This window comes from Agromyces sp. H17E-10, assembly GCF_022919715.1.
Lineage (GTDB): Bacteria > Actinomycetota > Actinomycetes > Actinomycetales > Microbacteriaceae > Agromyces.
Map to the genome: position 1 here is coordinate 4065526 of NZ_CP095042.1, position 26838 is coordinate 4092363.

Annotated in this window: 19 protein-coding genes; 10 read left to right on the forward strand and 9 right to left on the reverse strand. The window is 65.6% G+C overall.

The window, feature by feature from the left end; all coding sequences use genetic code 11:
- Window positions 1–7: 7 nt before the first annotated feature.
- The 7 genes from MUN74_RS18350 to MUN74_RS18380 are packed head-to-tail and all read right to left on the reverse strand — an operon-like array spanning window position 8 to window position 5786.
- Entirely contained in the window at window positions 8–658 is a 651-nt protein-coding gene (locus MUN74_RS18350) for a hypothetical protein (RefSeq protein WP_244854045.1), read from the reverse strand.
- A 57-nt stretch (window positions 659–715) separates the two neighbouring features.
- Entirely contained in the window at window positions 716–1693 is a 978-nt protein-coding gene (locus MUN74_RS18355) for a ParB/RepB/Spo0J family partition protein (protein WP_244854046.1), read from the reverse strand.
- The gene (locus MUN74_RS18360) at window positions 1690–2580 is read right to left on the reverse strand and encodes a hypothetical protein (protein WP_244854047.1); all 891 of its coding nucleotides are present in this window, start codon (window positions 2578–2580) and stop codon (window positions 1690–1692) included. Before MUN74_RS18360 ends, MUN74_RS18355 begins: the two co-directional genes overlap by 4 nt.
- Before the next feature lie 3 nt (window positions 2581–2583).
- On the reverse strand, window positions 2584–2994 hold the full coding sequence (locus MUN74_RS18365) for a hypothetical protein (protein WP_244854048.1): 411 nt from the start codon (window positions 2992–2994) through the stop codon (window positions 2584–2586).
- Window positions 2987–3673, reverse strand: a complete 687-nt coding sequence (locus MUN74_RS18370; RefSeq protein WP_244854049.1) for a DUF2637 domain-containing protein — start codon at window positions 3671–3673, stop codon at window positions 2987–2989. The genes MUN74_RS18365 and MUN74_RS18370 overlap by 8 nt, the downstream gene beginning before the upstream one ends.
- Entirely contained in the window at window positions 3661–4551 is an 891-nt protein-coding gene (locus MUN74_RS18375; RefSeq protein WP_244854050.1) for a bifunctional DNA primase/polymerase, read from the reverse strand. The genes MUN74_RS18370 and MUN74_RS18375 overlap by 13 nt, the downstream gene beginning before the upstream one ends.
- Window positions 4548–5786: an ArdC-like ssDNA-binding domain-containing protein gene (locus MUN74_RS18380; protein ID WP_454665263.1), complete on the reverse strand. Its 1239-nt coding sequence runs from the start codon at window positions 5784–5786 to the stop codon at window positions 4548–4550. The genes MUN74_RS18375 and MUN74_RS18380 overlap by 4 nt, the downstream gene beginning before the upstream one ends.
- 166 nt (window positions 5787–5952) lie before the next feature.
- Here MUN74_RS18380 and MUN74_RS18385 point away from each other — a divergent pair, with 166 nt between their 5' ends.
- The 10 genes from MUN74_RS18385 (at window position 5953) to MUN74_RS18430 (ending at window position 23072) form a co-directional block, all read left to right on the forward strand.
- Window positions 5953–6375, forward strand: a complete 423-nt coding sequence (locus MUN74_RS18385; protein WP_244854051.1) for a hypothetical protein — start codon at window positions 5953–5955, stop codon at window positions 6373–6375.
- A gap of 62 nt (window positions 6376–6437) precedes the next feature.
- On the forward strand, window positions 6438–6902 hold the full coding sequence (locus tag MUN74_RS18390; RefSeq protein WP_244854052.1) for a hypothetical protein: 465 nt from the start codon (window positions 6438–6440) through the stop codon (window positions 6900–6902).
- Window positions 6899–7891, forward strand: coding sequence for a DUF6545 domain-containing protein (locus tag MUN74_RS18395; protein WP_244854053.1), 993 nt, complete (start codon window positions 6899–6901; stop codon window positions 7889–7891). Before MUN74_RS18390 ends, MUN74_RS18395 begins: the two co-directional genes overlap by 4 nt.
- Window positions 7888–9129 carry an alpha/beta hydrolase family protein gene (locus MUN74_RS18400; RefSeq protein ID WP_244854054.1) on the forward strand — a complete coding sequence of 414 codons (1242 nt, stop codon included), beginning with the start codon at window positions 7888–7890 and terminating at the stop codon, window positions 9127–9129. The genes MUN74_RS18395 and MUN74_RS18400 overlap by 4 nt, the downstream gene beginning before the upstream one ends.
- A 445-nt stretch (window positions 9130–9574) precedes the next feature.
- Window positions 9575–16387: a PA14 domain-containing protein gene (locus MUN74_RS18405; protein WP_244854055.1), complete on the forward strand. Its 6813-nt coding sequence runs from the start codon at window positions 9575–9577 to the stop codon at window positions 16385–16387.
- Between the two features lie 11 nt (window positions 16388–16398).
- Window positions 16399–17025, forward strand: coding sequence for a hypothetical protein (locus tag MUN74_RS18410; protein WP_244854056.1), 627 nt, complete (start codon window positions 16399–16401; stop codon window positions 17023–17025).
- Between the two features lie 429 nt (window positions 17026–17454).
- Window positions 17455–20904, forward strand: a complete 3450-nt coding sequence (mobF, locus tag MUN74_RS18415) for a MobF family relaxase (protein ID WP_244856496.1) — start codon at window positions 17455–17457, stop codon at window positions 20902–20904.
- 111 nt (window positions 20905–21015) lie between these two features.
- Window positions 21016–21393 carry a sulfate permease gene (locus MUN74_RS18420; RefSeq protein WP_244854057.1) on the forward strand — a complete coding sequence of 126 codons (378 nt, stop codon included), beginning with the start codon at window positions 21016–21018 and terminating at the stop codon, window positions 21391–21393.
- A gap of 89 nt (window positions 21394–21482) precedes the next feature.
- Entirely contained in the window at window positions 21483–21749 is a 267-nt protein-coding gene (locus MUN74_RS18425; protein ID WP_244854058.1) for a hypothetical protein, read from the forward strand.
- Between the two features lie 3 nt (window positions 21750–21752).
- A complete protein-coding gene (locus tag MUN74_RS18430; RefSeq protein ID WP_244854059.1) occupies window positions 21753–23072 on the forward strand; it encodes a hypothetical protein in 1320 nt (439 codons plus the stop codon).
- Window positions 23073–23114: 42 nt separating this feature from the next.
- Here MUN74_RS18430 and MUN74_RS18435 read toward each other — a convergent pair whose 3' ends face one another.
- Both MUN74_RS18435 and MUN74_RS18440 read right to left on the reverse strand, forming a co-directional pair.
- On the reverse strand, window positions 23115–23843 hold the full coding sequence (locus tag MUN74_RS18435) for a hypothetical protein (protein ID WP_244854060.1): 729 nt from the start codon (window positions 23841–23843) through the stop codon (window positions 23115–23117).
- 187 nt (window positions 23844–24030) lie between these two features.
- Window positions 24031–25752, reverse strand: coding sequence for a hypothetical protein (locus MUN74_RS18440; RefSeq protein ID WP_244854061.1), 1722 nt, complete (start codon window positions 25750–25752; stop codon window positions 24031–24033).
- Window positions 25753–26838 lie beyond the last annotated feature (1086 nt).

A 26838-nucleotide genomic window follows, 5' to 3' on the forward strand; every position in this document is an offset into this window, starting at 1 on the left:
GGGATCCTCAATGGAGTGGCGCATCGGGTCGTGAGAGTCGCAGCAGCCGACAGTGCTCATCGGTTGGGCAATCGACGAAGACCGTGAATGACACCGCGCGCGAACTCTCGACGGGGTCACGATTCCAGGTGCCATGCCGTTGTGCGGTGCCGGTCACGGTGAACGCGACGGCCGTCTTCGACAACTGCCCGCGCGTTGCCTGCGCGCGGGCTGTGTTCCAGGCATCCGGAATCTCGATGGTGTTGATGTCGAGTTTCTGCCGGGTGCTGTAGGCCCGCAATTGGTCCCAGGTGGTTGGATTCGGCAGGTACGCGCGGACGTCGGCCGCGACGCCGGCCGCCTCCTCGGGGTCGGCGACGTCGACGAGGCGCTGCGCCCACTCCCCGGGGCCATCGGACGAGCGTGTATCCCAGTCGAAGAGCGCTCGGGCGACGGCGCGGACGAAGCGCTCGGGATCCGGGGTCCCGGCCACCGACCGAGGTGAGGAGATCGGGGTCGGCTGATCCTGGGAACTGTCGGCTATGGGTCGCGACTCATGATCGGCAGCGGTCGCTGTCCCGCGGAGTAGTCCGTACATGCCGACGCAGATCAACCCGAGCAGCAGGCAACCGCCCGCCACGATGGCGATGATCAGTCGGCGTCGATGGGCGAATGGCACGGCTGGTTCCTCCGAAGCATCCCGATGAGCAAGGTCATGGGACAGGTGCGCGCGTCGTCAGCGGGCGATCGCCTGCGTCTGGCTTCGGAGCCCGCGAAGCGCAGCAGCGAATTCGACCGTCCCCGCGATCGTCGCTTCGAACTCGTCGCTCTGCTCGTCGGTGAGCTCCGCCGCGATCTCGTCGACGTCGAAGCGCAGCCACCAGTCCTTCAGGTCAGCCCATTGGAGCACGAATGCCCGCACCGGCAGCTTCACGGTCTCGCCGCCGACGCGCTGTGTGGGTCGGGCGCGTCGCTTCGATCGTGCATCTGCTTTCACCCGGGCAAGCGCTTCCTTCGCGAGCTGTTCCAGTTCCGGGGGAGTGGCCGACCCGTCGACGGCATGCAGATGCGCGGTCACGGCTCGGAGTGCTGGCTTGACCGGCGCACCGCCGTCGATGGCGACGAGCGCGCGAGCTGCGTCGGCTCGGAGTTCCTCCGTCGCATGCTCGTCGTCCACGATCTGCTGCAGTCGACCGATGCGCTCGTGGGTGTCGTAGGAGCGTTGTCCGGTGACCATCAAGGCGGCCTGCGATCGAGTGTCGCCGAGGCCTCGTCGGAGCGGTGCCGCGTCCGACGCGGCACCGCTCTGGTGGACACCGCCGATTCCGAATCGGCCGGTCGCCTGCCGCCGTTGTGCGTCCTCGCTGAGCAGCGCCTTGACCTCGCGATACAGCGCCGCTGCTTCGGTAGGTGCGAGCGACTTGTGCATGGCGTTGTCGTCCTGCTCGGCAAGCAGCCGGGCGAGTTCATCCGAAATGCCGGATCGCACCCACACACTCACCTGTCGATGCCCGAGCCGCCGCAAGGCCGCAAGCCGCCGTGCCCCGCACACGAGATCGCCGTCTGGCGTCACCGTGATCGGCTGCAGCAGCCCCTGCCGCTCGATCGAGGCGGCGAGGGCCTCGATATCGCCGAGGTCCCGACGATGGCGCACACCGACGCGGATCGAGTCGATGGCCCGATCGAGCTCGATGTGCCCATGTCCGCTGGTCACGTCGCCGCCCGCGGGGTGTTGACGACCACGTCGGTGATGAGGTCGTCGTCGTGCAGAAGGGCGCGGAGCGGCTCCCCGATGAGCAGCCGCAGCAGGATGCCGCGACCCGCAACGGTGTGCTGATGCATCGGGTCGCAGCATCCCAAGAGCGCCTTGAGCATGGCGTGCCAGGCGTGCTGCGGCAGGTCGAGTTGCGCGCGGGCCGCGTAGTCGCGACGCAACGACTCGTATGCAGACGCTCGGGATGGGGCATCCGCGAGCCGCCCGCACACATACTCGACGCCGGTGCGCGCGCGGTCGCCGGGCCAGCCGAGCAGGGTGAACAGCGTGACCGCGTCGGCGATGGCGGCCTGCACGTCTTCGCGGGGTGCGGAGCCTGCGTCGAGCACGGCGTCGGCCGGCTCGGTGCGGAACGCCGGGTGGTATTCGGGCAGTTCGTGCTCCCGGTCGCTGAACCGTTCGGCATCGTGGAAGGCTGAGACCTTTGCTCGTCGTGCCTGGTGCACGGAGCACAGCAAGCCCTGTGCGCGCTCTTCGGCGATGCACGTGACCTGTACGGCACGAGTGACGAGCGCCCATGGGTCATCCGCTCGCAGCGTCGCGGGCGCCCGCATCGCATCAAATGCGGCCGACGCGGCCTCCCACGGGTCGAGGTGGTGCTTGCGGGCGAGCGCCGAGTACTTCTGGGCGGCGTACTGCAGCAGGGCGGATGCCTCGGGGTCGGTGCGCCACGCAGCGCCGTCGGCTTCCTGCAGGCGCTTGAGGAGTCTTCGCAGACCTTCTGGCCCTCGGAAGGCTTCTGTCTCACGTTCGAGCGTCGAGCTCCACTCCATGGCGGCACCTCCTGTCGGATCGGTGCGTGTTGCCGCGGTCAGCAGGATGCTCATGATTCACCGCCGTCCGAGTCCTGGGCGGGTGAACCGGGTGCGCTCCTGCGTCCGTCCGAATTCGGAGAGGGGCGGCAGTTTCGCTGCCCGCTCGCGAATGGCGCGCCTGGTCGTTGCGGGTGCGCGGCGGAGTCGCCGTGCGAGCTCGGCTTCGAGGTCGAGACCACGGCCGGCGATTCGCCCCGTGCCCGTGTTCAGGAGATCGGACGCGCGGACCCACACGATTCCGGGCTGATTGGCACCACCGATTGGGTCGACCGTGGCTTCTGGGTTGCTCTCGTATGACCGCGTTCGTGCAGCGAGCGCAGCGCGAATGCGGTGGCCGACGTCGTCGGTCTCGGATTCCGCGTGCGAGCCTCTGGGCCGCCGATCATCCCAGGGGCGGCGGTTCTGCTCGAAGTCGTCCTCATCCATCGTTCGCGCCCTCCCTCACAGTGGGGTTTTGCGAGGTAGGTGCGCCGACGTGTTCGCGGAGCCATCGGCCGATGGTCGAGGGATGCACGCCGAGCTGACGGGCGATCGCCGAGTTCGACCAGCCGAGTGCTCGCAGAGAGGACGCGTCCTCGCGAGGGGCGAGGACGGTCGTGGGCTTCTTCGGGATACTCGTTGCCGCCGAGACTCGAGCAGTCGATTTCGAGGCAGCCGGTGCTGCCGCCGTCGCGGGGGCCGTGGCTCGTGGGGTACGCATGAGGATCGAGGTCAGGTGGGTAATCGCGAGCAGCACGAGGGGCGGCACCGATGCGACGCACGCGGCGAGCGCGAGCGGCACCTCGGTGGTCTCGGCGACGACGGCATGGATGGCGTTTGCCGCGACAGAGATCGCTGCGCCGGCCACGAGGAGCATCCACGGGTACCACGCCGCGCGGGAGCTGGCGAGAGCGACGACAGCGACGGTCGCGACCACGATGATGCCGTCGATGATCAGCGGCCAGATCCATGCTTGGTCGGTCGCGACTCCGGAGCGGCGAGCGAGGTCGCTGAGCGATGTGAACGAGAGCCAGAACGCGCCCGCTGCGATGAAGATGGTGCCGATGATCGCTGTGATCATGGCGAGGCGCACGCCGTCAGGGCGATGGGCGGTCAGCGCAGGCATGGTGCCTCACCTGCTCGTCGGGAGGTCTGCCCAGGATCGCGCCAGTGGTCTGCTGACGCCCGCGGCAGAGCGGCACGACGAACTGCAGATCGGATCGTGACGGCGATCTCCCGGTCGGAGAGTCCGGAACTCGCTGCCGCATCACCCAGGGCCCTCATGATTCCGTCGGGCGATTGGCCGGCCTCAGCGAGTCGGCAAGAAGCCCAGAAGAGCCCGTGGTTGCGCTCACCTTCCTGCAGCAGGCTCACCCAGGCGGCGAGGCGGGCAAGGTCTGCCGGTTCGCTCGGTGTCGACCAGTTCGTCGGTTCAGGCCGAGGATCGATCAGCTCACGGAGTGCCGAGGCGTCGACCGGATGCTGCGGGGAGGAGTTGATCGCGCAGACGCGATAGCTGGTCCGTCTGGTGCCGTTCACGAGTGTTGATGGCGGTACGACGACGTACCCACCATCGCCGCGAAAGTCGATGTGCGCGCTGGCCGACTGCCAACAGCGTTGCGGTCGACGCGGCTCGGCGGGGAAGTAGATGTGCAGCCCACCCGATGGGGTCCGAACGCGAATCGCGTCACCGTCGACAAGGCCGGCTGCCTGTGCTGCCTCGAGTGCGGGGAGCCCAGAGCCGGTGTCGGTGATATCGACGTCGACGACATCGAATCCGGAAGTCGGCCCGGTCGGCATCGAGAGGTTCGCTGCCGGCCACTGCGACCACCACACCCGGACGATCTCGAGATCGGAGGTCGCATCGTGGAAGCCGGCCGACGTCAGTGGCCGCTTGCCGTCAGGCAGGCAGGGGAACACCGGCACCCCCGCTTCCGCGAATTTCAGCGCCGCATCACGAGGGCTGAGCGATGCTACGGCGAGCATCACTTCTGCGATGTTCATGCGAGCCGCCTCGACTGGATGCGCTCGAGCGTGCGACTCCGCGGCGCTGTCCGCGCCACCGACGAAGCCGAAGCGCGGGAGGGCGCGCGGGTGAGTCCGGGCGGGTCGCCGCCATTGAACTTCGTAGTCGGGAGCACGTCGAGAATGTCGCGGGCGGCGCGGCGGACGCGCTCGCCCGTGGCCTGTACGACTTCGACCGGGGTCTTGTCGGGGACAGTCGACGCCCACCCGGAGACGTACGGGATTGTGTAGTCGGTCGTGTCCATCCCGTGCGCGGCACCGATCATGAGTGCCACCGACTCGGCCTCCACCTCGCCGATGCCACGATGAGGTGGCAACTCGGCGTTCTCGGTGGTGTCGTGGAGGCGGACGTGCGCGAGTTCGTGGGCGAGCGTCTTCACCTGCGCGGCTGCGTCGAGGTCGCCTCGGACGACGACCGTGCGCTTCACGAAGTCGGTGATCCCGTTCGCACCGCCGATTGCCGTGGCATCCATCACCGTCGTGAGCTCGAAACCGGCGGCGCGGATGAGCATCGCGAGGGCGGCTTCGAGGCCGGGTGGGGCCTCGCCCCGGAGGAGCTGCGGGACCGGCCGCACCGGGATCGGCCGGCCGTCGGTTTGCGAGACGTCCCAGACGTAGGCGGGGCGAACGCCGGTCAGCTTCGGCCGAACGACTTCGCCAGGCCTTGGACGTTCGCCATTTCTGAGACGTCGCCACGACGTGACATCGGTCGGATCGGCGGAGGCGAAGCGGGCAGTTCGCGGTGCGAGGATCGCGTACCCGTGCTGGCCCGCGAGCACGCGCCGGCCGAGCGTCTGCCACTGTTTGAAGCCGGCGAGGTACGTGGGCATCGGCTCGGGCACCGTGCCGCGCTCGAAGGCAGCGAGGTGCTGAGCCTGGATCAGCAGCATGTTGCCGAATGACCGGGTGCGGAAGCGTGCTGCGAACTCCAACGACTGCTTCCAACTGTCACCGGTGACGAGGGCTTCGACAGCGGCTGTCAGGCGTTCATGGAGTTCAGCGAGCTTGGCTTCGTGGTCAGGTCGCGATTCTGGATTCCTGGGCACGTCCATCACCTTTCGCAAGCGCCGGCCGCTCGAGCTGGGCGGCTGACACAGAGGTGTGTCGGCTGCGCACGAGGCATTCTCGGGCGCAACTGAGAACCGGCGCCGCCACCCCGCTTGGCGAGCGCGATTGGCGGTACCGCGCATGTTCAGCACCGGCTCGTCGGCCATTGTTGAGCATGCTCAATCGATGGATTCGAGGTCTTTATAGCACTCGGTTTGAGCATGCGCAACCCTTGCGTTGGGCATGCTCAATTGCTAGGGTGAGTTTTGCTCAATACGAGCGGGAGGTGACGCTCAGCCCTGCCTGACCCGAGGGGGAGAGGGACTGAATCACATGACCGAATACGACACGACTGCGGCAGCCGAAGACCTGGCGAAGCGCCTCCGGCTGCTCATCGATGTCGCTGCAGCCGAGACCGGCACGGAGCCGACCTACACGCAGATCGCCCAGTTCCTTGGCGAACGCGGTATCAAACTCTCGCGCTCGCGCTGGACCTACATGGTCAACGGTCATCGCGCCGTGCAAGACCGACGACTCCTCGAGGGGTTGGCGGCGTTCTTCGATGTTGAGCCTGAGTTTCTCGCCGGGGTGAGTGGTGCGGCGACGCCCGAGCGCGTGAGTGCTCAGCTCGACCTCGTGCGAGCGATGCGAGCCGCGCGCGTCAAGGCATACGCAGCTCGTGCGTTGGGCGACATCTCGCCCAACGCACTCAACGCGATCAGCAGGTACCTCGATGAGGAGATCGCGCATACGTGAACCGGCGACGCGTCAGCGTCAAGGGTTACGAGCCGTAGACGTCCGAAGGGGAGGACGAAGCCGTGAACAGCGAAGGCGCAGTGTCGGCGACACTACCGGGGCTCGAGCTCGGCACGTCGTTCACGTTCAACGAGTTGATCGGCGCGATCGAGCGGCTGCGCGAGACCGCGATCCACATCGTTGAGATCCCCGAGCTGGGGGATGAGGCCGGCCTTTGTGCGCTGCTGGTCGAACGCGCGGGCGAAGATCTCATCTTCCACGCGCCGACCGAGTCGGCGCTGCACCGACAGCAATTCGTTCTGCACGAGTGCGCCCATCTCATCCTCGGGCACATCGACAGCGAAGACGCCGGCGCCCCCGACTTCTTGCTGCCCGACATCCCGCGTGAGACTCGACAACGGTTGCTTCGGCGTCAGAATCTCGACGACCCGGTCGAGATCGAGGCCGAATACCTCGCCGACCGGCTCGCAGCAGCGATTCGCTCGTCGGCTACGCACGACACTCGGTTCGTGGAGATCTTCGGGTGACTGCGATCCTCGTTGCGGGTTTGATGTGGCTCCTCGTCGCGAGCTTGCTCATCCTGCGCCGAGGTCGAGTCGAGCGCGCGATCACGTGGGCGTCGCTGACGATCGCGATCGCGATGACGCTCAACATCGACGCGGTGTACGTCGAGCTCGACCGTCTTGCCAGTGGCACGAACTTCGTCACGCTCGTCGCCGATCTCGCGCTCATGACTGGCGTGTTTCTCCTCGGCCGAGGCGTGATGAAAGCCGCGGACGAACCTCCCCGGGCGGTGCGCACGGCGCTGAGCCGTGTGACGTATGTTGCCGCGGCGGCGGCTACGGCCGGCACGTTCTTCGTGATCGATCGAGACGCGACGACGACGAACTTCATGATCGACTTCGGAGCCCAACCGGCGGCCATGGTCTACTCGATGGCGCTGTTCACGTACTACGCGGTCGTGCTCGCAGCGATGGCCACTGTCGCGATTCGGCAGGTCCGCGTCAGCCGTGGCATCCTCGTTGCGCCACCGATTCTGCTCATCATCGGATGCGCGTTCGGTATCGCTCTGACGGTCGACGTGATCCTGATGGATCTTGCGCACTTCGCCGGTCGTCCAGAGCTCATGGCTTCAGCCGCGACGCCCTACAGCACGCTGTACCTGTTGACCTTCGTGTTCTTGTGCGGCGGCTTCGCGAGTCAACCGGCCGCGCGCGCCTTCCGGGCGCGTGCCCGGGCCCGCGCAACTCAAACGCTGACTCGCGAGCTTGCTCCCATCTGGCATGCAGCTTCGGCGGTGCATCCCGGGATCAGCCAGCGTCCGGATGCCGCGTTCGACGCCACCGATCCCGAAGCGTTGCTGCATCGCCAGGTCGTCGAGGTCCGCGACGCGATGATCGACACACGCGTTGCGTTCTCGATCAGTGACGCGGATCGTCAGGTGCTCGAGCGGGCGGAGCGGCATCTCGTCGGCGAGGATTCGAAGTTGCCGCAGCGGACGCGGGTGACGGCATGAGGGCCCGACGGGTCGTTGGCGGCGTCATCGCCGGCGGCGTTGTTGTCTCCGCGGCACTCGGAGGGCTCGGATACGTCATCGCCAGACGAGTTACTGCGCCGGTCGGTCCGCGCCGATTCGATCTCGTCGTGCGTGGGGTCGATGTCTCAGAAGAGCGAGTCATCGTCATCCTCACCCGGACCGCGCAGACCGCGACGCCCGGCCTGTTCAACCTGATCCTCGAGAACGGCACGTGGGTCAAGCTCAGCGAGAAGGTGCTCGACGTCAGCGCCGAGCTCGTCGGCCGCGAGGTCGTGGGTGACGTGGATCCCGAGGCGCTCACAGTCGGCACCCGGGCCTCGTGGAGTGGCATGTACTTCAAGACGCCCGCTGATGCCGGCTTTGACGCCATCGATGTCGAGGTGTCAACGGAGTTTGGTTCCGCGCCGGCATGGCTAATCCCGCCGACAGACGTTTCCCAGGACATCTGGGCAGTCCACATCCACGGGCTCGGAAGTCATCGGGCTGGGACATTGCGCGGCGTGCAGGTCGCGGCAGACGCTGGACTGACCTCGCTTGTCGTCACCTACCGCAATGATGGTGAAGGTCCGAGCGTTGGAAGTGCTCGCTCCACACTCGGAGCAACAGAGACGGACGACGTCGAAGCAGCCGTGCGCTACGCCATCGACCACGGTGCAGGAAGGGTGGTCCTGTTCGGATGGTCGATGGGCGGAACGATCGCGCTGGAACTCGCTGTGCGGTCGGCCCTTCGCGATCGAGTGGCCGGCCTTGTACTCGAGTCGCCGGTGCTCGACTGGGTTGAGACGATCAAGGCGAATTGCGGACGGGCCGGACTGCCAAAGAGCGCGGGCGCCCTGGCAGTGCCATGGTTGGATTCGTCACTCCTCGCACACTGTGCCGGTCTCACCGCACCAATTGGATTAAAAAGCGTCGCCTCCGTTGAGCGAGCTCGCACGCTACAGATTCCCGCCATTGTGCTGCACGGTGCCCGGGATACCTCGGTATCCGTCGATCTCGTCGCGCAGTTGGCGCACTCACATTCGACCATTCGAACTGAAGAGTTCGATGCTGATCACACAATGACATGGAACGTCGAACCCGACCGCTGGCGAACCCGCGTCGGAGGGCTGCTCGCCCAAGTGTCGCGTCATAAGCGCCAATCGATTGACCCTGCGCGGACAGGTTCACCCCGGCCCTGTAGGCGACCCGGCGAGATGCGGGACGACGGGATCGGTTGATCCAGTCGTGTGTCAACGTGCCCGGGACGCGTTCGAGGCTGTTCCGGCCTCACGATGCGCACTGCGTAACGTTAGAATCTCGCGGGCGTCGAACCGGAGCGAATTCGAGGCCGCGCCATTGCGAGGTGCCGCGCGAGTGACCAGCTAGGACGTGCACGTGGCCTCCTGCCACGTGCGGCGACCGTCGGGCCAGCAGGCGAATACTGAGCCGCGCGGGCGGGCTCCCGCATCGACCGGCACCTTGGTGCCGGCTGTGCGTTTTTCGACTCGCCGATCCCGCTCCGCCTTATTGATGCGTGGTTCCGATAACGGATGCATACCGATGCGCCGGTTTTGTACGAAAGGTAGGGGTGTTGACGTTTATGTTCATTCCCGCGGTTCCATTCCCGGGCCGGTATCAATGCTGTGGCCTCTGGAGGAAGCCGTGCGCCTTCGGAATCGTTTTATGCTGGTCTCGTCACTGGTCTGCGCGCTCATCGTTGGCGTGGTGACGCCGGCGGGCGCTGAGGAGACCACTGAGCCGGAGCTCGCGACTGTCGAGGAGGTCCTTGACCTCCCGATGGAACAGTCCGCGGAGCCGGCAAAGGCCCCGGCTCCTGTTGTACCCGCCGGTGACACCCCGGCAGAATTGCCCGAGGCGGCCGAGGCCAGCGCTGTCGAGGCGGAAGAGCCGTTCCAGTTGGATCCCGAAGCGCCGCTGCCACCTGAGTCGGACATCGTTGATCGGGGAGAATTCGAGACGACCTACGACCTCGGCGACGGGGTGAGCATGGTGGATCTCTCGCAGGAGCCGCAGAACATCAAGATCGACGGCGAGTGGGAGACCATCCAAACCGCGGTTGACGGGACGGGATTCTGGTCGTTCCTCGGGTTCGGCGGCGGTGAGGTTGCGAAGCACCCGTTGCGCCCCGAGTTCGCCGAGACTGCGAGTGACGACGGCATCTTGCGTCTCTCGAAGGATGGCTACGACATCGCATTCACACTTGTGGACGCTGGCGGCTCGAAGCTCGTGCGAGATCTGAATCCGTGGTCTGGGGAGCGATCGCGGGTTGTCTACGGGGACGTGTTCCCAAACACCGATCTCGTGTTCGATGTTCGCACCGGCGGGGTGAAGGACCTGTTCCAGCTGAAGGAAGCGCCCGGGTCGGATGGTCGCGTTTCGTGGGAATGGTCGATCGATACAGACGGGCTCGACATGGTCGAGCTCGAGGACGGCACGATCGAACTGCGGGACTCGGAAGACACGCCCGTGTTTGTGATTCCGGCTCCCATGATGTGGGACTCCGCCGGTGAAGTCGGCGAGCAGGACCAACCCAATGCAACTCAGGACGTGCAGGCAGCGGTCGTCGAGGATGGCGATCGCTGGCGCCTCACGTTGAAGGCCGACCGCGACTGGCTCAACGACGATGCTCGCGTCTATCCCGTGACTGTGGACCCCGAGGGCACCTACGGGTCGAACGATGTCAAGAGCATCAAGTCGAACGGCCAGACGAACTCGTTCTACGGAGTCCAGGTCGGCAACACCAACGAAACAGGGATCTGGCGGACCTGGGCAGACATTGATTACGAGGGTCTGTTCGGCAAGCAGGTGCTCGACGTCGTGATGGACTTCGACCTCCTTTCATCTGACTCCACGACAACAACTCGGACGAACTATGTCCATGTGGGTACCTCGCTGACGTATGGCGGCTATGGGGCCGTCTTGGGGCCCTTCGTCGGCGGTACCGGATATGCGTACGCAAACGATAGTCGTCTGTCAAAGCAGATCTCGGACTGGGTAAATGCTCGCGCTACGGGGAAGTACGTTGCGATGCGCGGCGAAGAGATCAACGGCTACACCTACAAGCGTTACGCATCACTGCACACACGCGTGGCATACAAGAGCTTCCCGACGCCGGGATCGCCTTCTTCGCCCGCGAATGGCGCGTTGGTGGACTTGACGCCGACGCTGAAGTCGACGGGGGCGACGTCGGCGGCTGGGTATCAGGTGTCGTGGCGATTCATTGTGGGAACGTCGTCGGCGGTGTGGGACACGCGGGTGTGGGACTCGGGATGGGTCGGTTCGACCGGGATCGGCACCTCCGAGGCGACCGTCCCGGTGAATGAGCTCGAGCCTGGGAAGAAGTACTACTGGAAGGTCGACATCCACGACACCGCTGACGGGCACTTGGGAACGTCGACAGTAGATAGTTCGTCGGTGTGGTCGTTCACGACGAACAAGCCGGGCATGCCGGCTGAATCGACCGCGTCCCCGGTCGAGGGCGCGAAGCTCGCGACGTTGACCCCGACGCTGACGACGGGGCGAGTGACGAACGGGGCTGGCCAGCAGGTGCAGTACAAGTTCCAGGTGACGTCGGGTTCGGATGGCAAGTCCGGTCTCGTCGCGTCGTCGGGGTGGTTGGCTGCGCCGTCGGACGGGTCGAACCCGAAGTGGGTGCCACCGGCAGGCACGCTGCAGGACGGCGGCAAGTACTACTGGACGGTGCTGACGAAGGACAGCATCGAGGAGTACGGCCCGGTGTGGACGAACGCCTTCCAGATCGATCTACGGGTCGGTGCGCCAGGGCCGGCGCCGGTCGATCAGGCCGGGCCGGTGAGCGTGAATCTCGGCAACGGCAACCTGAATCTCTCGTTCGCTTCGCCCATGGTGTCGACCGCGGGCGGCCCGATGGGGTTGACCTTCAACTACACGCCCGCACGCGATGACCGCGGTCTGAACGCTGCGTACTACGACGCAACACCCGCGTCGGGAGTCACGTTCGATCCACAGATCGGGTCGCGTAAACCGGTGCTGATCCGCACCGATCCAATGGTGAGTTTCAAGTGGGCAGCTGAGCCTGCACCATCAGTTCCCGCGAACGACTTCATCGTGAAGTGGACCGGATTCATCAAGCCACCCGCTGCGGGTACATACACGTTCGGTATGGTCCGCGACAACGGCGCAAAGCTGCTGATCGACGGCAAGACAGTCATCGACAAGTACACCGACACCTGGACGTCAGGGGCGATCGAGTGGGCTCCGGCGTCGACCGTGATGACCGCGGGCGCGGTCCCGTTCGACCTGCAGTACTTCGATCACACGGGTGGAGCGGCCGCGCAGCTTTGGGCTCGCGACGAAGCGACCGACAAGGAGTTCATCGTCCCGGCTGATTGGTTCACCCGGTCGGTGCCGACGCTGCCGCAGGGGTGGGAGGCCTCGGCGCCCGTTGCGGGGTCTGGTTCGACCTACGTGACTGTGCGGGCGACCGATACCACGCTGGTGTTCACTGACCGCTCCGGTGGAGTGCACACGTACACGAAGGCGTCGAAGGGCGGCTACACCGCCCCGACCGGCGAGTACGGGGTCGCGAGCCTGGACACGAAGGGCAACGTCACCCTGACTGATTCCGATGGGGTCGTCTACGTGTTCAACGCGGCCGGCAAGCTGCAGGAGACCGCCGATCCGCTGGATGGGAAGAAGCCCGCGACACCGAAGATCACCTACCGGTCCAACGGCAGCCCCGACCGGATTTCGGACCGGTTGTCGTCGGACGATGCCGCGACGCCCAAGTACTCGCGCGAGGTGCGATTCGCATACGGTTCCGACACACTCGCAGCTGTGGGGCTGCCGGGTGTCGGTCCTGCGTGCCCGGTGCCATCGGGCACGTCGTACGCGGCGCCGGACCCGGAGAAGCTGTGCCGGATCATCTACCCGGGCTCGACCGGACAAGACGACACCACCCAACTGTTCTACGACTCATCTGACCGGCTGGTCGCGATAATGGACCCGGGCGCTGAGACGACGCACTTGCAGTACGACTCGAAGCGGCGCGTGGTCGGCGTCCGCGGCCCGTTGGAGGTCGACTGGCTGACCGATTCCGGCACCGCTCCGTCCGACGCGAATCGAACCACGATCGCGTACGACGCAGCGGGCAAGGTCGCGAGTGTCGCGCTCGCGGCGCCCGACGGAGTCACGCTCGCGAACCGGCCGATCAAGCGATACACGTACGGCAGCGGTACGAGCTACGTCGATGTCGACGCGCTAGCGGTGCCAACGGATTCGGTCTCGAACGGGCACGCCCGCACGGTCACGTTCGACTCCGCCCTGCGCCAGACGTCCGATCGAAGCGCGCTCGGGCTCACGGGCACCACGGTGTGGAACGACAAGGACCAGCAGTTGTCGTCGACCGACCCGCAGGGGCGGATGAGCACCACCCTGTACGACTGGGCCGACCGCCCGACTGACACCTACGGGCCTGCGCCGGCGGCATGTTTCGACGCGAGCCGTAAGCCGATTGCGACGTGCGCGATCACGCCTGCCCACTCGTCAACGAGGTACGACGAGGGATTGACAGGGCTCCAGGGCGCCTATTTCGACAACGCGACCCTGTCCGGTGTCCCTGACGTGTTCGCTGCCGGGGTCGGCGGCGCCGGTGGGGCGATCGACAAGAACTGGGCGGCCGCTGCAGCTCAGACTGGGCTGCCGATCGACAAGTGGTCGGTGCGGCTGACCGGGGTGCTCACCTTCCCCGCGGCCGGTACCTACAAGTTTGAGACGTACGCGGATGACGCGACCCAGATCTGGCTCAACGATGTCCTGGCGCTTGACAATTGGCAGACCGGTGCTCTCCGGTCGACCGAGGTGAACATCACCGCGACTGCGGGCGAACGCAAACGCATCCGCCTGCAATACATGGACGACACGGGCGACGCACGCCTCGTTCTGAAATGGACGCCGCCGGGCCAGACCACGTCCGTCACGATCCCGGGAGCAAGCCTGTCGCCGGGCTACGATCTCGCAACGTCGACAACGACCGATGACAGCGTCGCGGCCGCGACCGGTCTGCCGACCGATTCCGCACCTTCGATCACGACGACAACGAAGTATGGCAGCACGCCCTGGCTCGGACTCCCGACGGAGTCGACCGTCGACCCGGCCGGTCTCAAGCTCACGACACGCACCGGGTACGAAGCGGAGGGCGACGGGTACCTCCGTCGGACCAGCCGCATGCTCCCAGCCGGCGTCGCTGCTGGCGCAACCGTCGCAGAGGCCGGCACCACCTACGCGTACTACGGGGACAAGGAGACCCTCGGTCAGGCGTTCAACACGAGCGATGCGATCTGCGGGGTTGCCGCGGCAACACCTCAGTACGGTGCCCTCCGCAAGTCCACCCCGCCGGCGTCGGTGGACGGCACGAGGGTCGTCACCGAGTTCGTGTACGACCTGTTCGGACGCGCGGTCGGTTCGAAACGCAGCGGCGACGACAGCTGGTCGTGCACGAAATTCGACGCACGCGGCCGAACAGTCGAGGTCAAGACGCCCGCGTATGGTGATGAAGCGGCGCGCACTGCGACGTTCGCGTTCGCCGTCGGCGGCAATCCGCTCGTCACTCGCGCGGAAGACTCCGCGGGCCAGCTCACGACGACCAGTGACCTTCTCGGCCAAGTCACCGCGTACGTCGACGTGTGGGGCACGACCACGCAAGTCACCTACAACCGTCTCGGGCAAGCAACGAAGACCCTCGTGACACCTCCCGTCGGGCCGGCGACGACGACCGAGGCTACGTATGACCTCGATGGCCAGGCTGAGACCGTCAAGGTGAACGGAGTGCAGGTTGCCGACCCCAGCTATGTGGCGGGTCAGCTGGCGGGCGTTGCGTATGGCAATGGAAGTTCGCTCACGAGCATTCAACGCGATCATGTGGGCTCGGTGTCGTCGACGACCTGGCAGTTCTCGGGCGGGCAATCGTCGGTAACAGACACGGTCGTGCGTTCGCAGTCGGGCCGGGTTGTCGCGAACACACTCAGCGATGGCAGCTCACAGTACGTCTCGCAGTACCGTTTCGATACCGCCGGCAGACTCGTGAAGGCAACGCTTCCGGGCCGCACGCTCGAGTACGGGTTCGCCGCCACAGGTGGGTGCGGCGTGAACACGCTTGCCGGGCTGAACGACAACCGCACAAGCAAGACCGAGACGCCAGACGGCGCCGCGCCGGTCACCACGACATACTGCTACGACCAGACCGACCGGCTGACCTCCTCGAGCGTCACAGGTGCGCCCGCCGGTCCTGGCCTGTCGCCCATCGGCGCCGGACTTGCCGCGTCCTCCCTCGGGTACGACGCGCACGGTAACACGACGAGTTTGGCCGACCAGGAGCTCGGATATGACGCCGCCGACCGGCACACCACGACAGCGTTGGATGACGGTACTCAGGTGGAGTACCTGCGGGACGTCACCGGCCGTATCGTGCAGCGCACCGAGTCCACAACCACCGGGGACCCGGTGATCGTTCGATACGGCCACTCCGGTGGTGGCGACGCGCCATCTCTCATCCTCGACGCGGCTGGGGCGCTGCTGCAGTCGGTGCACGCCCTCCCGGGCGGCGTCGCGATGAGTATCACCGCCGATGGGCAGTCATGGTCGTACCCGAACCTGCATGGTGACATCACCGTCACCGCCGACCAAGCCGGTCTGCGCGTGGCCGCGGTACTGAGGTACGACCCCTTCGGTGGGCCGATCGATCCGGCCTCCGGGCAGGCAGGCACCGTAGTCGGGGATGATTCGGGGCTCGACACGCTCCCTGGTTCGGCAGACTGGGGTTGGCTCGGTACCAACCGCAAGCTCACCGAACACGCCGGGTCGATCATGACGATCGAGATGGGCGCCCGCCAGTACATCCCCGCACTCGGCCGGTTCCTCGAAGTCGACCCGGTCGAAGGCGGCGTCACCAATAATTACGACTACCCTGCTGACCCCATCAACGGTACGGACCTTAGCGGGACGCGGTTGGATTGCGGCAATGCGTGCTACTTCAGGGGGAAGGCTGTGACCGCACGAACAACTGGCGGATACAACTATTCAAAGAGCTACACCGTACAGTTTGGAGATCGGCACACGTATTCGTCGAGTCGTGCAGCCTTCAAGCACTTCAAGTCGAATCTGTCCTCCATCTTCCCGCTGTCAGGGCTTCCCAACAATCCGAAGCCTGGCCAGAAGATTAGCCTCGGTGTGATGGGCGTGTTCTCGAATCCGGCGAAGGTGGTCGCCGTTGGTCCGACGTCACTGAGTCTCGCTTCCCTGCCAGGTCATGCGGAGGGTGCGGGAAACGTGATTACCTTCTCACTCAGCGACGGCGGCAGTAAGTTGAATGTAGATGCAGTCGGGCCAAACGGAGGATGGAACCCGATTCCCGATTTGCTCTGGCCGATCCTTGCGTCACGCACGTGCACCGCATTCAACCCGGATATGCCATCACGCTGGTGCGGCACTCGGTACTGAGGATGGAGCCAATGACCGATAAGTTTGCTGAAGCGGGCTCCGAAGACAGCAGAAGCGTGACACGCGACATCGTGCCGTCCGTGGCGATTGCCATCGGCGCAATGATCTGGGCTTCGCTCTTCTATGTGGCTGCCGGGATCTTCGTGTCGCCCTTCGAGGGAAGCGCGGGAGCTGCGCCGCGTGGCGTTGGGCTGGGTTTCTATCTGCCGACGTTGATCCTCGCTCGAATCTCGATTGAACGATGGCCAGCGCGTATGTTGCCACCAACGCTCCAATTGGCGACAGTGCTCTATTTCGAGGTGAGTCTGGGAAGATCCTTCACCTTGACGACCGCCGTAGCCGCCGCCGTCGTCCTCGGTTTCAGTGCGCTGGTACTAACGCCGTTCGGCAGGAGAATTGACATCCCGTCACTTTGGGCGGCCGCATTGCTTACAGCGACAGGACTCCTGATGAGTCTTGTCTTGAAGATCTACTTCGACGCTGTCGTCTGGGGCATCTGCGCAATTATCGTTGCGATCCAGTTCGCGCGCCGTCGTCCACGCGGAGATCGGCCGCGACTTGTTCAAGCGGTGTTCGCGGTGCTGGCTGTCGTCGGCGGATACATCGGGATACTGCTACCGGTATTCAGCAACCGATGATCCACATTTGGAAGATCGGGACGGCACTACGCGACAGCGCGAACGCCCTTCGCGACGCACTGGAGCCAGCTAACACTGCGTAGCGGTTACGCGCCTGCGGCGGCGCACATCGCGTCCTGAGCGGCGGCAAGTACGAGCGGTTCGTTGGCCTCAGATTTCGAGTCGAGTCGGTCACACCCGGACTGGATCGCGTTGGTGTCGAGCGTGCAGCGCATAGTCATTCATCGGGTGCGGCGCCGGGCCTTGACACACGCGGGGGCGCCGTAGTCGCAACCAAGTCTTGCCGTGTACGCGTCGCCCCGCTGGACGAGCAATGCTGACAGCGCTTCGAACGTGACACGGCACGTACCGTTGCCATGCCACGCCTCTTGCAGATCGAGGGCGCGCACCTTGTCGGCGTGATTGGGGGTGGCGCGGGTGACGGTGTCGATGCGGGTGATGAGCGCCGGGGACGGGTTCCGGTATCTGCTTCGCACGGTCGTGGCCGACGATGGTGAGCGGTCGCTTGCGACGCCGTTGACGCGGTACTACGAGGCGAAAGGCACGCCGCCAGGGAGGTGGATGGGCGGCGGTGTTGGCGGGCTTGCCGGCGGTGTGCTCTCGGCCGGCGACGCGGTCACCGAGGAGCAGCTTCAGTTGCTGATCGGCCTCGGCCGTGATCCGGTCACCGGTGATTCGCTCGGGCGTTCGTTCCCGCAGTATGAAAGCGGCAGCAAGCGTGCGGTGGCGGGGTTCGACTTCACGTTCTCGGTGCCGAAGTCGGCGAGCGTGCTGTGGGGTGTGGCGGATGCGACCACGCAGGAGATCATCGTGCGGGCGCACCACGGAGCAGTTGCGGAGGTGGTGGCGTTCATGGAGCGCGAGGTCGCCGCGACACGCACCGGGGTCGCGGCCAGTGACGGGGCGGTCGCGCAGGTCGACGTGACGGGGTTGGTTGCGACGGTGTTCGATCATTTCGATAGCCGTGCGGGGGATCCGCACCTGCATACGCATGTGGTGGTGAGCAACAAGGTGCAGACCGTGCTTGACGGCAGGTGGCGCTCGCTTGATGGGCGTCCGTTGCACGCTGCGGTCGTCGCACTCTCGGAGCTGCACGAGGCGCTGTTCCAGGATGCGCTCACGCGTGCGGTCGGTGTCGAGTGGGAGCAGCGCGACCGTGGCCGTGATCGCAACCCAACGTGGTCGATTGCATCGGTGCCTGAACCACTGATCGCGGAGTTCTCGACGCGTTCACGCCACATCGACGCGGCGACCGATCGCCTGATCGCCGCCTACGTCGAAGCGCACGGCCACCGCCCAAGTCGGGCGACGATCATGAGGCTTCGCGCGCAGACGACGCTGTCGACGCGGCCTGAGAAGCAGGTGCGTTCCCTCTCTGAGCTCACCCATGGCTGGCGGGAGCGCGCAACCGCTGTTCTCGGGCAGGATGCCACGGCATGGGCGCGTGTTGCGTCCGCCGACGTTGCACCGCTGGTGTTGCACGCCGAGGATGTGCCGCTCGATGTCGTTGCAACGCTCGGCGGGCGGGTATTGCGTGTGGTGTGTGAGAAGCGTGCAACCTGGCGGCACTGGAACCTCGTAGCCGAGGCTGCACGCCAGACGATGCAGTACCGGTTCGTGACGACTTACGATCGCGAGGCACTCATCGGGCTCGTCGTCGACGCGGCCGAGCGTGCGTCGTTGCGGATCACACCACCCGAGCTCGCGACGAGCCCGGCCGTGTTCCAACGCGATGACGGCACGAGCGTGTTTCGCCCGAAGCACTCGACCGTCTACACCTCGGAGGTGTTGCTCGACGCCGAGGCACACCTCCGCGAATGTGCCGCGACCACGACCGGCCCGACTATCCAGTCGGCGATCGTGCGCGAGGTCGCCCGACGAAGGCTCCGAGGTGGCGCCCGCCTCGGTGCTGATCAGGCGGCCGCGTTGGAAGCGATCGTCGGTTCGGGTCGCGTCGTGGATGTACTGGTCGGACCGGCCGGCGCTGGCAAGTCGACGGTGATGGGCGCGCTTCGCCGCGCCTGGGAGAGCGAGTACGGTCGCGGCTCCGTGATAGGTCTCGCCCCGTCGGCGGCGGCCGCGCACGTGCTCGCCGTAGATCTCGGCATCGCGACCGAGAACCTCGCGAAGTGGTGGCAGAACCACCTCATCCACGGCGACGCATTCCATGCCGGCCAGCTCGTGATCGTGGACGAAGCCTCCCTTGCGGGCACGCTTGCGCTCGACCGCGTGAGCGCCCTCGCCGCGCGGGCGGGGGCGAAGGTGCTGCTCGTCGGGGACTACGCGCAGTTGCAATCCGTGGACGCGGGCGGCGTATTCGCGATGCTCGTGCACGATCGCCCCGACCCACCCGAGCTCGTGGACGTGCACCGGTTCGTCAACGGCTGGGAGAAGACCGCATCGCTCGGGCTGCGACGTGGCGACGTGGCATCCATCGACCGGTACCTCGCACACGACCGGGTACGGGAGGGTGAGAGTGAGGTGATGGCGGATGCCGCCTACGAGGGCTGGCGCGCCGACGCCCGCGCGGGCCGGGTGAGTGTGCTGATCAGCGACTCGAACGACGCGGTCGCGGCGCTGAACGAACGGGCCCGCACCGATGCGATCCTCGACGGCCGCGTCGACGCCCTGCACGAGGTCGCCCTGCACGACGGCACCCGCGCCGGGGTGGGCGACACGATCATCACCCGCCGCAACGACCGGCGTTTGCGTGCCGGCCGGGGATGGGTGCGCAACGGCGACCGCTGGACCATCCTCGCCGTGCACCGGTACGGTGCGCTCGAGGTCCGCCGGCACGGGTATCGGTGGGGGAGCAGTACCTTGCTGCCCGCCGAGTACGTGATCGAGCACGTCGAGCTCGGGTACGCCGTGACCGCCCACCGCGCCCAGGGCCTGACGACCGATACCGCGCACGTGGTCGTCGCGCGTGGCATGACCCGCGAGAACTTCTACGTCGCGATGACCCGCGGACGCGAAGCGAATACCGCCTATGTTGCCCTCGACCGGCCGGATGTCGCCCACACCGGTATTCGACCCCGAGACGACGCCGACGCAACCGCCGAGTCGGTGCTGACCGGCGTGCTCCAGCACGTCGGAGCAGAGCTCTCCGCGCACGAGATGCTCGCGGCCGAGCAGGAGGCGTGGGGCTCGATTGCGCAGCTCGCCGCGGAATACGAGACCATCGCCGCCGCCGCCCAGCGCGACCGTTGGGTCGCAGCCGTGGGCGACTGCGGGCTCACCGCCGAACAGGCGGACACCGCCATCAACTCGGACGCGTTCGGCCCACTCGGGGCCGAACTCCGACGGGCTGAGGCACACGGCGCGGGCGTCGCGCTATTGCTGCGACGCGTGGCCGGCGAGCGCGGGTTCGATGATGCGGCCGACATCGCTGCGGTCCTGCGCGCACGGGTCGCGCGCGCCCTGATGCAGGATGCTGCAGCCGGACGTGCAGCGCATACGCGACGCTTCGTCGCGGGACTGCTGCCGGTCGCGAGCGGCCCGATGGACGCCGCGTCCGAGCGTGCTCTACGCGAGCGGGTCAGCCTCATCGAGGCGCGAGCAACGGCGTTGGCCAAGCACGCCGACGCGGCGGCGGAGCCGTGGTTGCGTGCGCTCGGCACCGCGCCAACCGGCGCAGCCTCGGCCACGTGGTGGCGCTGCGCGGCCACCGTCGCTGCGTACCGCGACCGCTACCGGATCGTCGGCGGCCGACCGCTCGGCATCGGGCAACCAACATCCGACGCCCAGAAGGCGGATGCTGCGCGCGCCCGGGCCGCGCTCGAAGCTGCCCGGCGCATCGCGGATCAGGAGATCAACCCGTCACTGGCTTATGGGCCGAACGTCACGCCCGGTCTTTCGGATGTCGGTCTTCGGGTCTAAAGTGCAGGTCGAGCAGCATTCAATATGTTCGCCGTCGTTCGACACGAAGGCACGACGTCTGACAGGCCGTCTCTCCTGGTTCTCGCTGCTGACGGATCGGAGAGCAGCCGCATGTTCGCAATCGTCTTCGCCATGACTATCCGCACGGCGACGTTCTTTCGTCGATTCATGCCGACTAGCATCCTGCTCGATGCTGTTCATAAGCGTCGCGGCCTGAAGTGGGGTGTGCCGGCGATGCTGCTCGCGGTACCGTATCTGCTCGCCGCGGTCGCGTTCACCGGGCTGACTGAGCACGGCGGGTGGTACAGCTTGCTCGCGCTCCTCTGCGTGTGGAACGCGTTCAAGTTTCTCGTTGCAGGTCCCGTCACCTTCGTCCGCCTTCTGCGAGTGCGGGCACGCGAGGCGCGTGCCCGTCAGATTCTCGCAATGCTCGAACTCGAGACTGAGGAGCAGGACACAACGAGGGTCGAGCCGGCGCTTCAGGGCTGAAGGCGCGGTCGAGCGGCACGGCGCCGTCGGCGCACCTCCTTCTCACGGCAGGCTTGTCACGTACGAGCGTGCCGACAGGGAGGCCCCGCATGGCGATTTCGCAAGAACAGTTTGACGACCTGCTCGGCCGTACCGCGCTGGCTTCGCTGTTCTACCTTCCGGAGGTGACCGTTGAGGACGGCGCGTACCGGTTGCAGGACGATGTCGAGTATTGCCTGCAGCCGGTCGATGGTTTGCCCGCTACCGACATGGAGCGCCTGCGGGAGTCGATCGGGCGAGCAATCGCGGATCCGACCTCATTCAGGTCTGATTTGCTCGCGCTTGTCGCGGAACTGGCGCCGCCGCCGAACGAGTAGGCGATGATGACGCGTTCAGCCGACAAGGATGCCTCGCCGCAGTCAGAGCCGGATGCTCGCGTCTCCGCGCGAGATGATGCAGCTCGCGATCGGAAGCGCGAGCGCGATCGGCGGTACCGGCTCGCCCACCCCGAAGAGCATGCCGCCCAGCGCCGCAGGTGGGTTGAGGCGAACCGCGAACGAATCCGCGCATCGAACCGTCGATGGCGCGACGAGCACCTCGAGCACGCGCGCAAGCAGAACCGTGAGTCGATGCGCCGCTCCACTGCCCGAAAGCGGCGCGACGCCGAGAGCCGGGCGAAGACCAAGGAACGAGCACGGCGATGGCGAGAGAAGCATCCCGATCGCATTCGGGCCTATCAGCGAGATTGGGCTGCGGCGAACCGAGACAAGGTACGCGAGTACGCCAGCCGGTACTACGACACGCACCGCGACGAGGTGAACGCCAAGATGACCGCTCGTCGTGACGCAGACCCGGTCGGCACGAAGGCCAGGAATCAGGCGTGGGCTGCCGCGCACAAGGAGCGGCGCGCTGAGCTGCAGCGTGCTCGCCGCGCCAACCCCGAGATCTACGCGGCTGAGCTCGAGGCGAGCGCCGCTGCGCGCCGACTCAAGCGCGCGCTCGCCCGCGCGGGTCTGCCGCCCAAGAGCGTGCATCCAGCGACGGCGGCTGAGCGTCGAGCGAATGAACGCGCTGCCGACGCATACTTCGCCGACCCGGCGCTGCCGGAGCATGTGCGTCAGGTGAGCGTCTTTGTTGAGTCGCTCACCGGGCACATGTTGAAACACCATGCGCGGATGCGCGAATTCGCCGAGTCCTACGTCGCAACACGCGAACGGATGGGGCTGCCCGATGCGCAGGCTGATGACGTGACGTGGGCACGGGCAGTCGAGGTCGTGCTCGATCAGGGGCCGAGGGTCGAACTGCTCACGAGTCGGGATGTCGCGGCGGCGGTGCGGAGTGCGAAGGTGGCGTTGCGACAATTGGAGCGGAAGCAACAATACGACCAGCTTGTGCGGGCCGTCACGATGCTCGTGAAGCGGGATCGGTCGAGGCTCGCTGCGGATGCGGCGATTGAGAGTCACGCTCGGCGCCGACGTGGGAGACCACCACTCACTCGAGATGAGCTCCTGATCCGGATAGCGCTCCAGGAAGTAGTCGATCGGACGCCGACGAACCTGCTGAGCGCTGGAGATGTCCGGAAATTGCTTGATCGCGGATCAACGGAGATCAGGGGGATCCTCGAGTCTGAGCTGAGTCTGGCTTCGGCACGGCAATTGCGAGTCGAGACCATTATCGCGCCGCCCGGGCTGACCGGTTGAACACCGCCGCGATGGCGTCGAGGGCCCCGGTTAGGCGCGCGACTAAATTGCGTCGGCCTCGCCCTCGAAATCATCGCCAGACGACGGAGCCAGGAACGTTCTAACTGGCGCGGCCACGACCGGGATCACGTGTGAGTCGGGATAACTCGCGCGCCGAGAGTCGACGTCCCATTCCTCCATCGCGATTGGCGCGATCTGCGGAAGCACGCCCTCAGCCCAGAGCGCCACGATTTCGCCCTTTGTGTTAAGTTCGGTGACGAGCAGGCCCTTGGCCGACTCGATTTCGACAAGCAGTCGCGCCTTCACAGCCTTGACGAGATCGTGGAAGAGTCGAATCACCTCAGCTGAGAACGAGAAGTGAACCGTCATTGCTAGGGCCTCGGTTGCCCACACCTTTCCAGTCGTCTCATCCCGTTCAAGGCTCACGACGGCGTACGAAGGCGTAAGGGTGCTTTCCGAGTGGGCGACCGTGCTGTTGCGGAGCCTCTTCAGGGTACGGTGCGCGTCTGCGTACCCGTCCGGCACGGCGATTATCGTGTCGAGGTTCGGCCGGACATTCGAACGCGAGAAGCACCGAACGTACGCGATTGTCGCGTCCGAGACCAGCCGCCGCGCGAGGTTCTGTTCCGAGCTCTCATTCGACTCGATCATGTGGAGCGCGATGCTGAATCCATAAAGGGCATCCGTGAGATCAGCGTTGAAGCCGGCTAGCAGGGCAAGCCGGACAGCCGCTGGGGAATTGGGAGCGATGACCTGCTTGAACTGTGCCATGAGGTCAACGCTATTGGTTGTCCGCAGTGTGAATCGCCGGTCAGTTTGTCACTGACTGCGAGTCGGCTCGGCCGTGAAGTGTCAGCATTTGGTCAGGTGTCCCGGCGTCCGTGCTTGGCCACATCGGCCCATCATGCAATGCGCTCACTTCGAGACGATCGCTCCACGGTGCGACAGTATTGGCTTGTCAGCTTGCGATGGATTCCGCACCTGACTCGTCACGGAGCTCCGGATGCTCCTTCAGCCCCTCGATGCCCCATGGTTCGAGCTCGATTGCACTGTCGGGGTTGTCTGGTCTCGGTCGGTAGACACGGATGCCAGCATTCTCAATGGGCTCGATATCGATGCGGCGCCCCCTGCCGACCCCGGCCTTCAGCGCCGCGAGGTGCGCTGCGCTGTCTGGGACGTGGGCCGCCGGCATGTACGCGAAGAGCTCACCAATCACTACTGTCTCGCCGAACAGCTCGTGCTCGTAATCCGCTTGAGACGCGAGTATCGCGCCTCCAGACGTGAGCAGATTCTCCATGCCCTCGGACAGAGTGCCTTCAAGGGTGAAGTTCAGTCCGCTGACGCCGGGCATCAACATGCACCGACCTTCGAGTACGGCGCGCAAGACTCGCGCCCAGATCCGCTCATGGCTGTCTTCCAAGGATGACGGGAAGCTGAACCGCGCGCCGGTCTCGCGTTCGATCACCGCGAGATCATCGAGGAGTTCTTTGACGAACTGGCTGATCTCAATGCCGCCGGGCCTGCTGATCGTCATGTCAATCTTGTGCCCGCCGATCTCCATGGCGATCTGGCCGGCATCGTTGAATGCTTCAAGGAATGCGATCGCGTTTCGGACGTCGGTGATGCCGTTGCCGGGGGGCGCGAAATCGATGTTCACCGTGATATCGCCCTCGAGTGCAAAGCTCAATGTCCACGTCATCGTGAGGCCGCCGGTAAGGGTCATCCGCACGATGCCGCCGTCAGTTCCGGCCGTTGACCAGATCGTCGTCCCCGAAATTGAACGCGCCGGGCCAGGGGTTCGCGGGCGAACGCGAATCCTCGTGGGGTCGCTGCGATCAGATCGTGTTGCGTGAACCTCGAGTATGCCGCCGTCGCTTGAGCTTGCGAACCAATCTGGGCCCACCTTCTGGAACTTCTTGATGACGTCGGCTGGCAGGACGACTGGGGTGAACGACCCGTAGGCGAGCATCCGCTGCCAGTCCGCGCGGAGTTCTTGGCGATCAGTGAAGTCCGCTTCGAAGTTGATCGCAAGCGGTTCGTGGTCAGGAGCATCGGGTCGCCGAGCGTAGATCGTTTCCATGATCGCGCCACCATCGACGGAGAAGTTCATGCCCCAGAAAGCGCTGCGCGCGTTCGCCTTCTCCGACAGTCGCCGGACTTCGTCCATGAGGGCGTGCGAATCGGCCAGTGCGGCGCTGTCGCGCGCTACTACCTTGAGTGCCTCCCTATGGGCGTTTCTCTCGATCCGGTCGGCTACGTCGGGGTCGTCGGTGAGCATACTGTTGAGCGCGGTTTCGCCGATGTACTCGATCCGCACCTTGTGCGTGTTCGAGATGGTTGTAACCCACTTGCGCTCGGATACCGAGATGTTGCGGGGGATGACGAGTGCCCAGACGGGTGGCTCCTCCTTCATCGCTGCGTTGAAGGACTTCTTGATCTGCGGCTTCCTAGACTTTCCCCACGCACCGGAGAATCCCTCGGGGAAGTGTTTCAGCTGGTAGATCTTCACCAGCTGATTCGTCTTCTTCACGCGGACGTCGATGTCGATGCCGCCGTCGCCGCCGCGGCCGTCAACTGGGGTCGCCACGAGCTCAGGGTGGTTCCGCTGATACATGCGAAGAATCAGAAGCTCGACCAACTTTTCGAACTCGTCTCGATCGAGCTTCAGCACATCAACCACTTCGAGCTCCTACGGGTCCAGGAATCTGATCCCACGTTATGCGTACACGCCGACACGCCAGGAGAAGACTCGCGAGTGGGCTCGATCGAAAGAGAGCGCACTCAGCTGAAAAGGCGACCGGTCCCGCAGGCACTTCGCGCGGGCTTAGCCCGGGTGCTCTGGTGTGTGCTGCTCGGCAATGTTGCGTGGTTTCCGCCGCGGACCCTCGCGTCAGGCAGAGGTACGCACCCCGCCCCCGGAGGTCACGGCTGGTGCGGTCCGGGCGACTGCTGGGTCCCGGCCGAGACATACCCGGGCCCAACCGACGCGACTGGCGAACTGAACGGCAGCCAATGGAGGCGCGCGTCGCCCCTGGAGGCAGCCGGGGTTTCGCGATTGGACTGATGGTCGCGGAGAGATGGTCCATGGACGGAGCACACCGTCGGACTCTCGCCACGCTGTCGGATTGGCCTGGTCAGGCTAGGGTTTCTCCGTCCCGTGACGGGCAACTGAAGGTCGCCTGAATCATGCCTACCCTCATCCAAGTCAGCTTCGTCGCGCACAGCGCGAAGGAACTCGCACGCTTCCAGAACGGCAGAACCAGGTGGTGTTCGCCCGGCGCCGCGATGGCCCGCGGGCGATCGGTTCAGGTGGCCTAACCCATTGGCGCGTGCTTGGGCAGCGACGATGCCCGGGAGAGACTCGCTTCGCGATCAGGGTGTGTAATCGTCGTGGATTCCGACGCGGGCTGAGCTCGATCCTCCCGCCCGGCAGCAGCCAATAATGCAGGCGCCGCGCTGATGCCCTCTTCTGCTCTATCGCCACGCGCCAGCACTTGGCGCCATCGGCGGGCACGACCGGGGGATCGCCGCCGCTAGGTCCGGTGCGAAGTTCGTGCAAGTCGAGGCTCTGCACTTCGTGCGCTCGCCCGATCAGTACGTACACCGCCGCCCGCATCGTCTTGTCGAGCTGCCCGTCGTCGAGGATCTGGAGCGAATCCGCAAACGCCGGTCTCAAGAGGTACCCGTCCCGCAATTGATACACGCTCTTCTCTCCGGCCATTACTCGGTGCACCCACGCGCGCCAGATCTCGTCGCGGATCCAGGA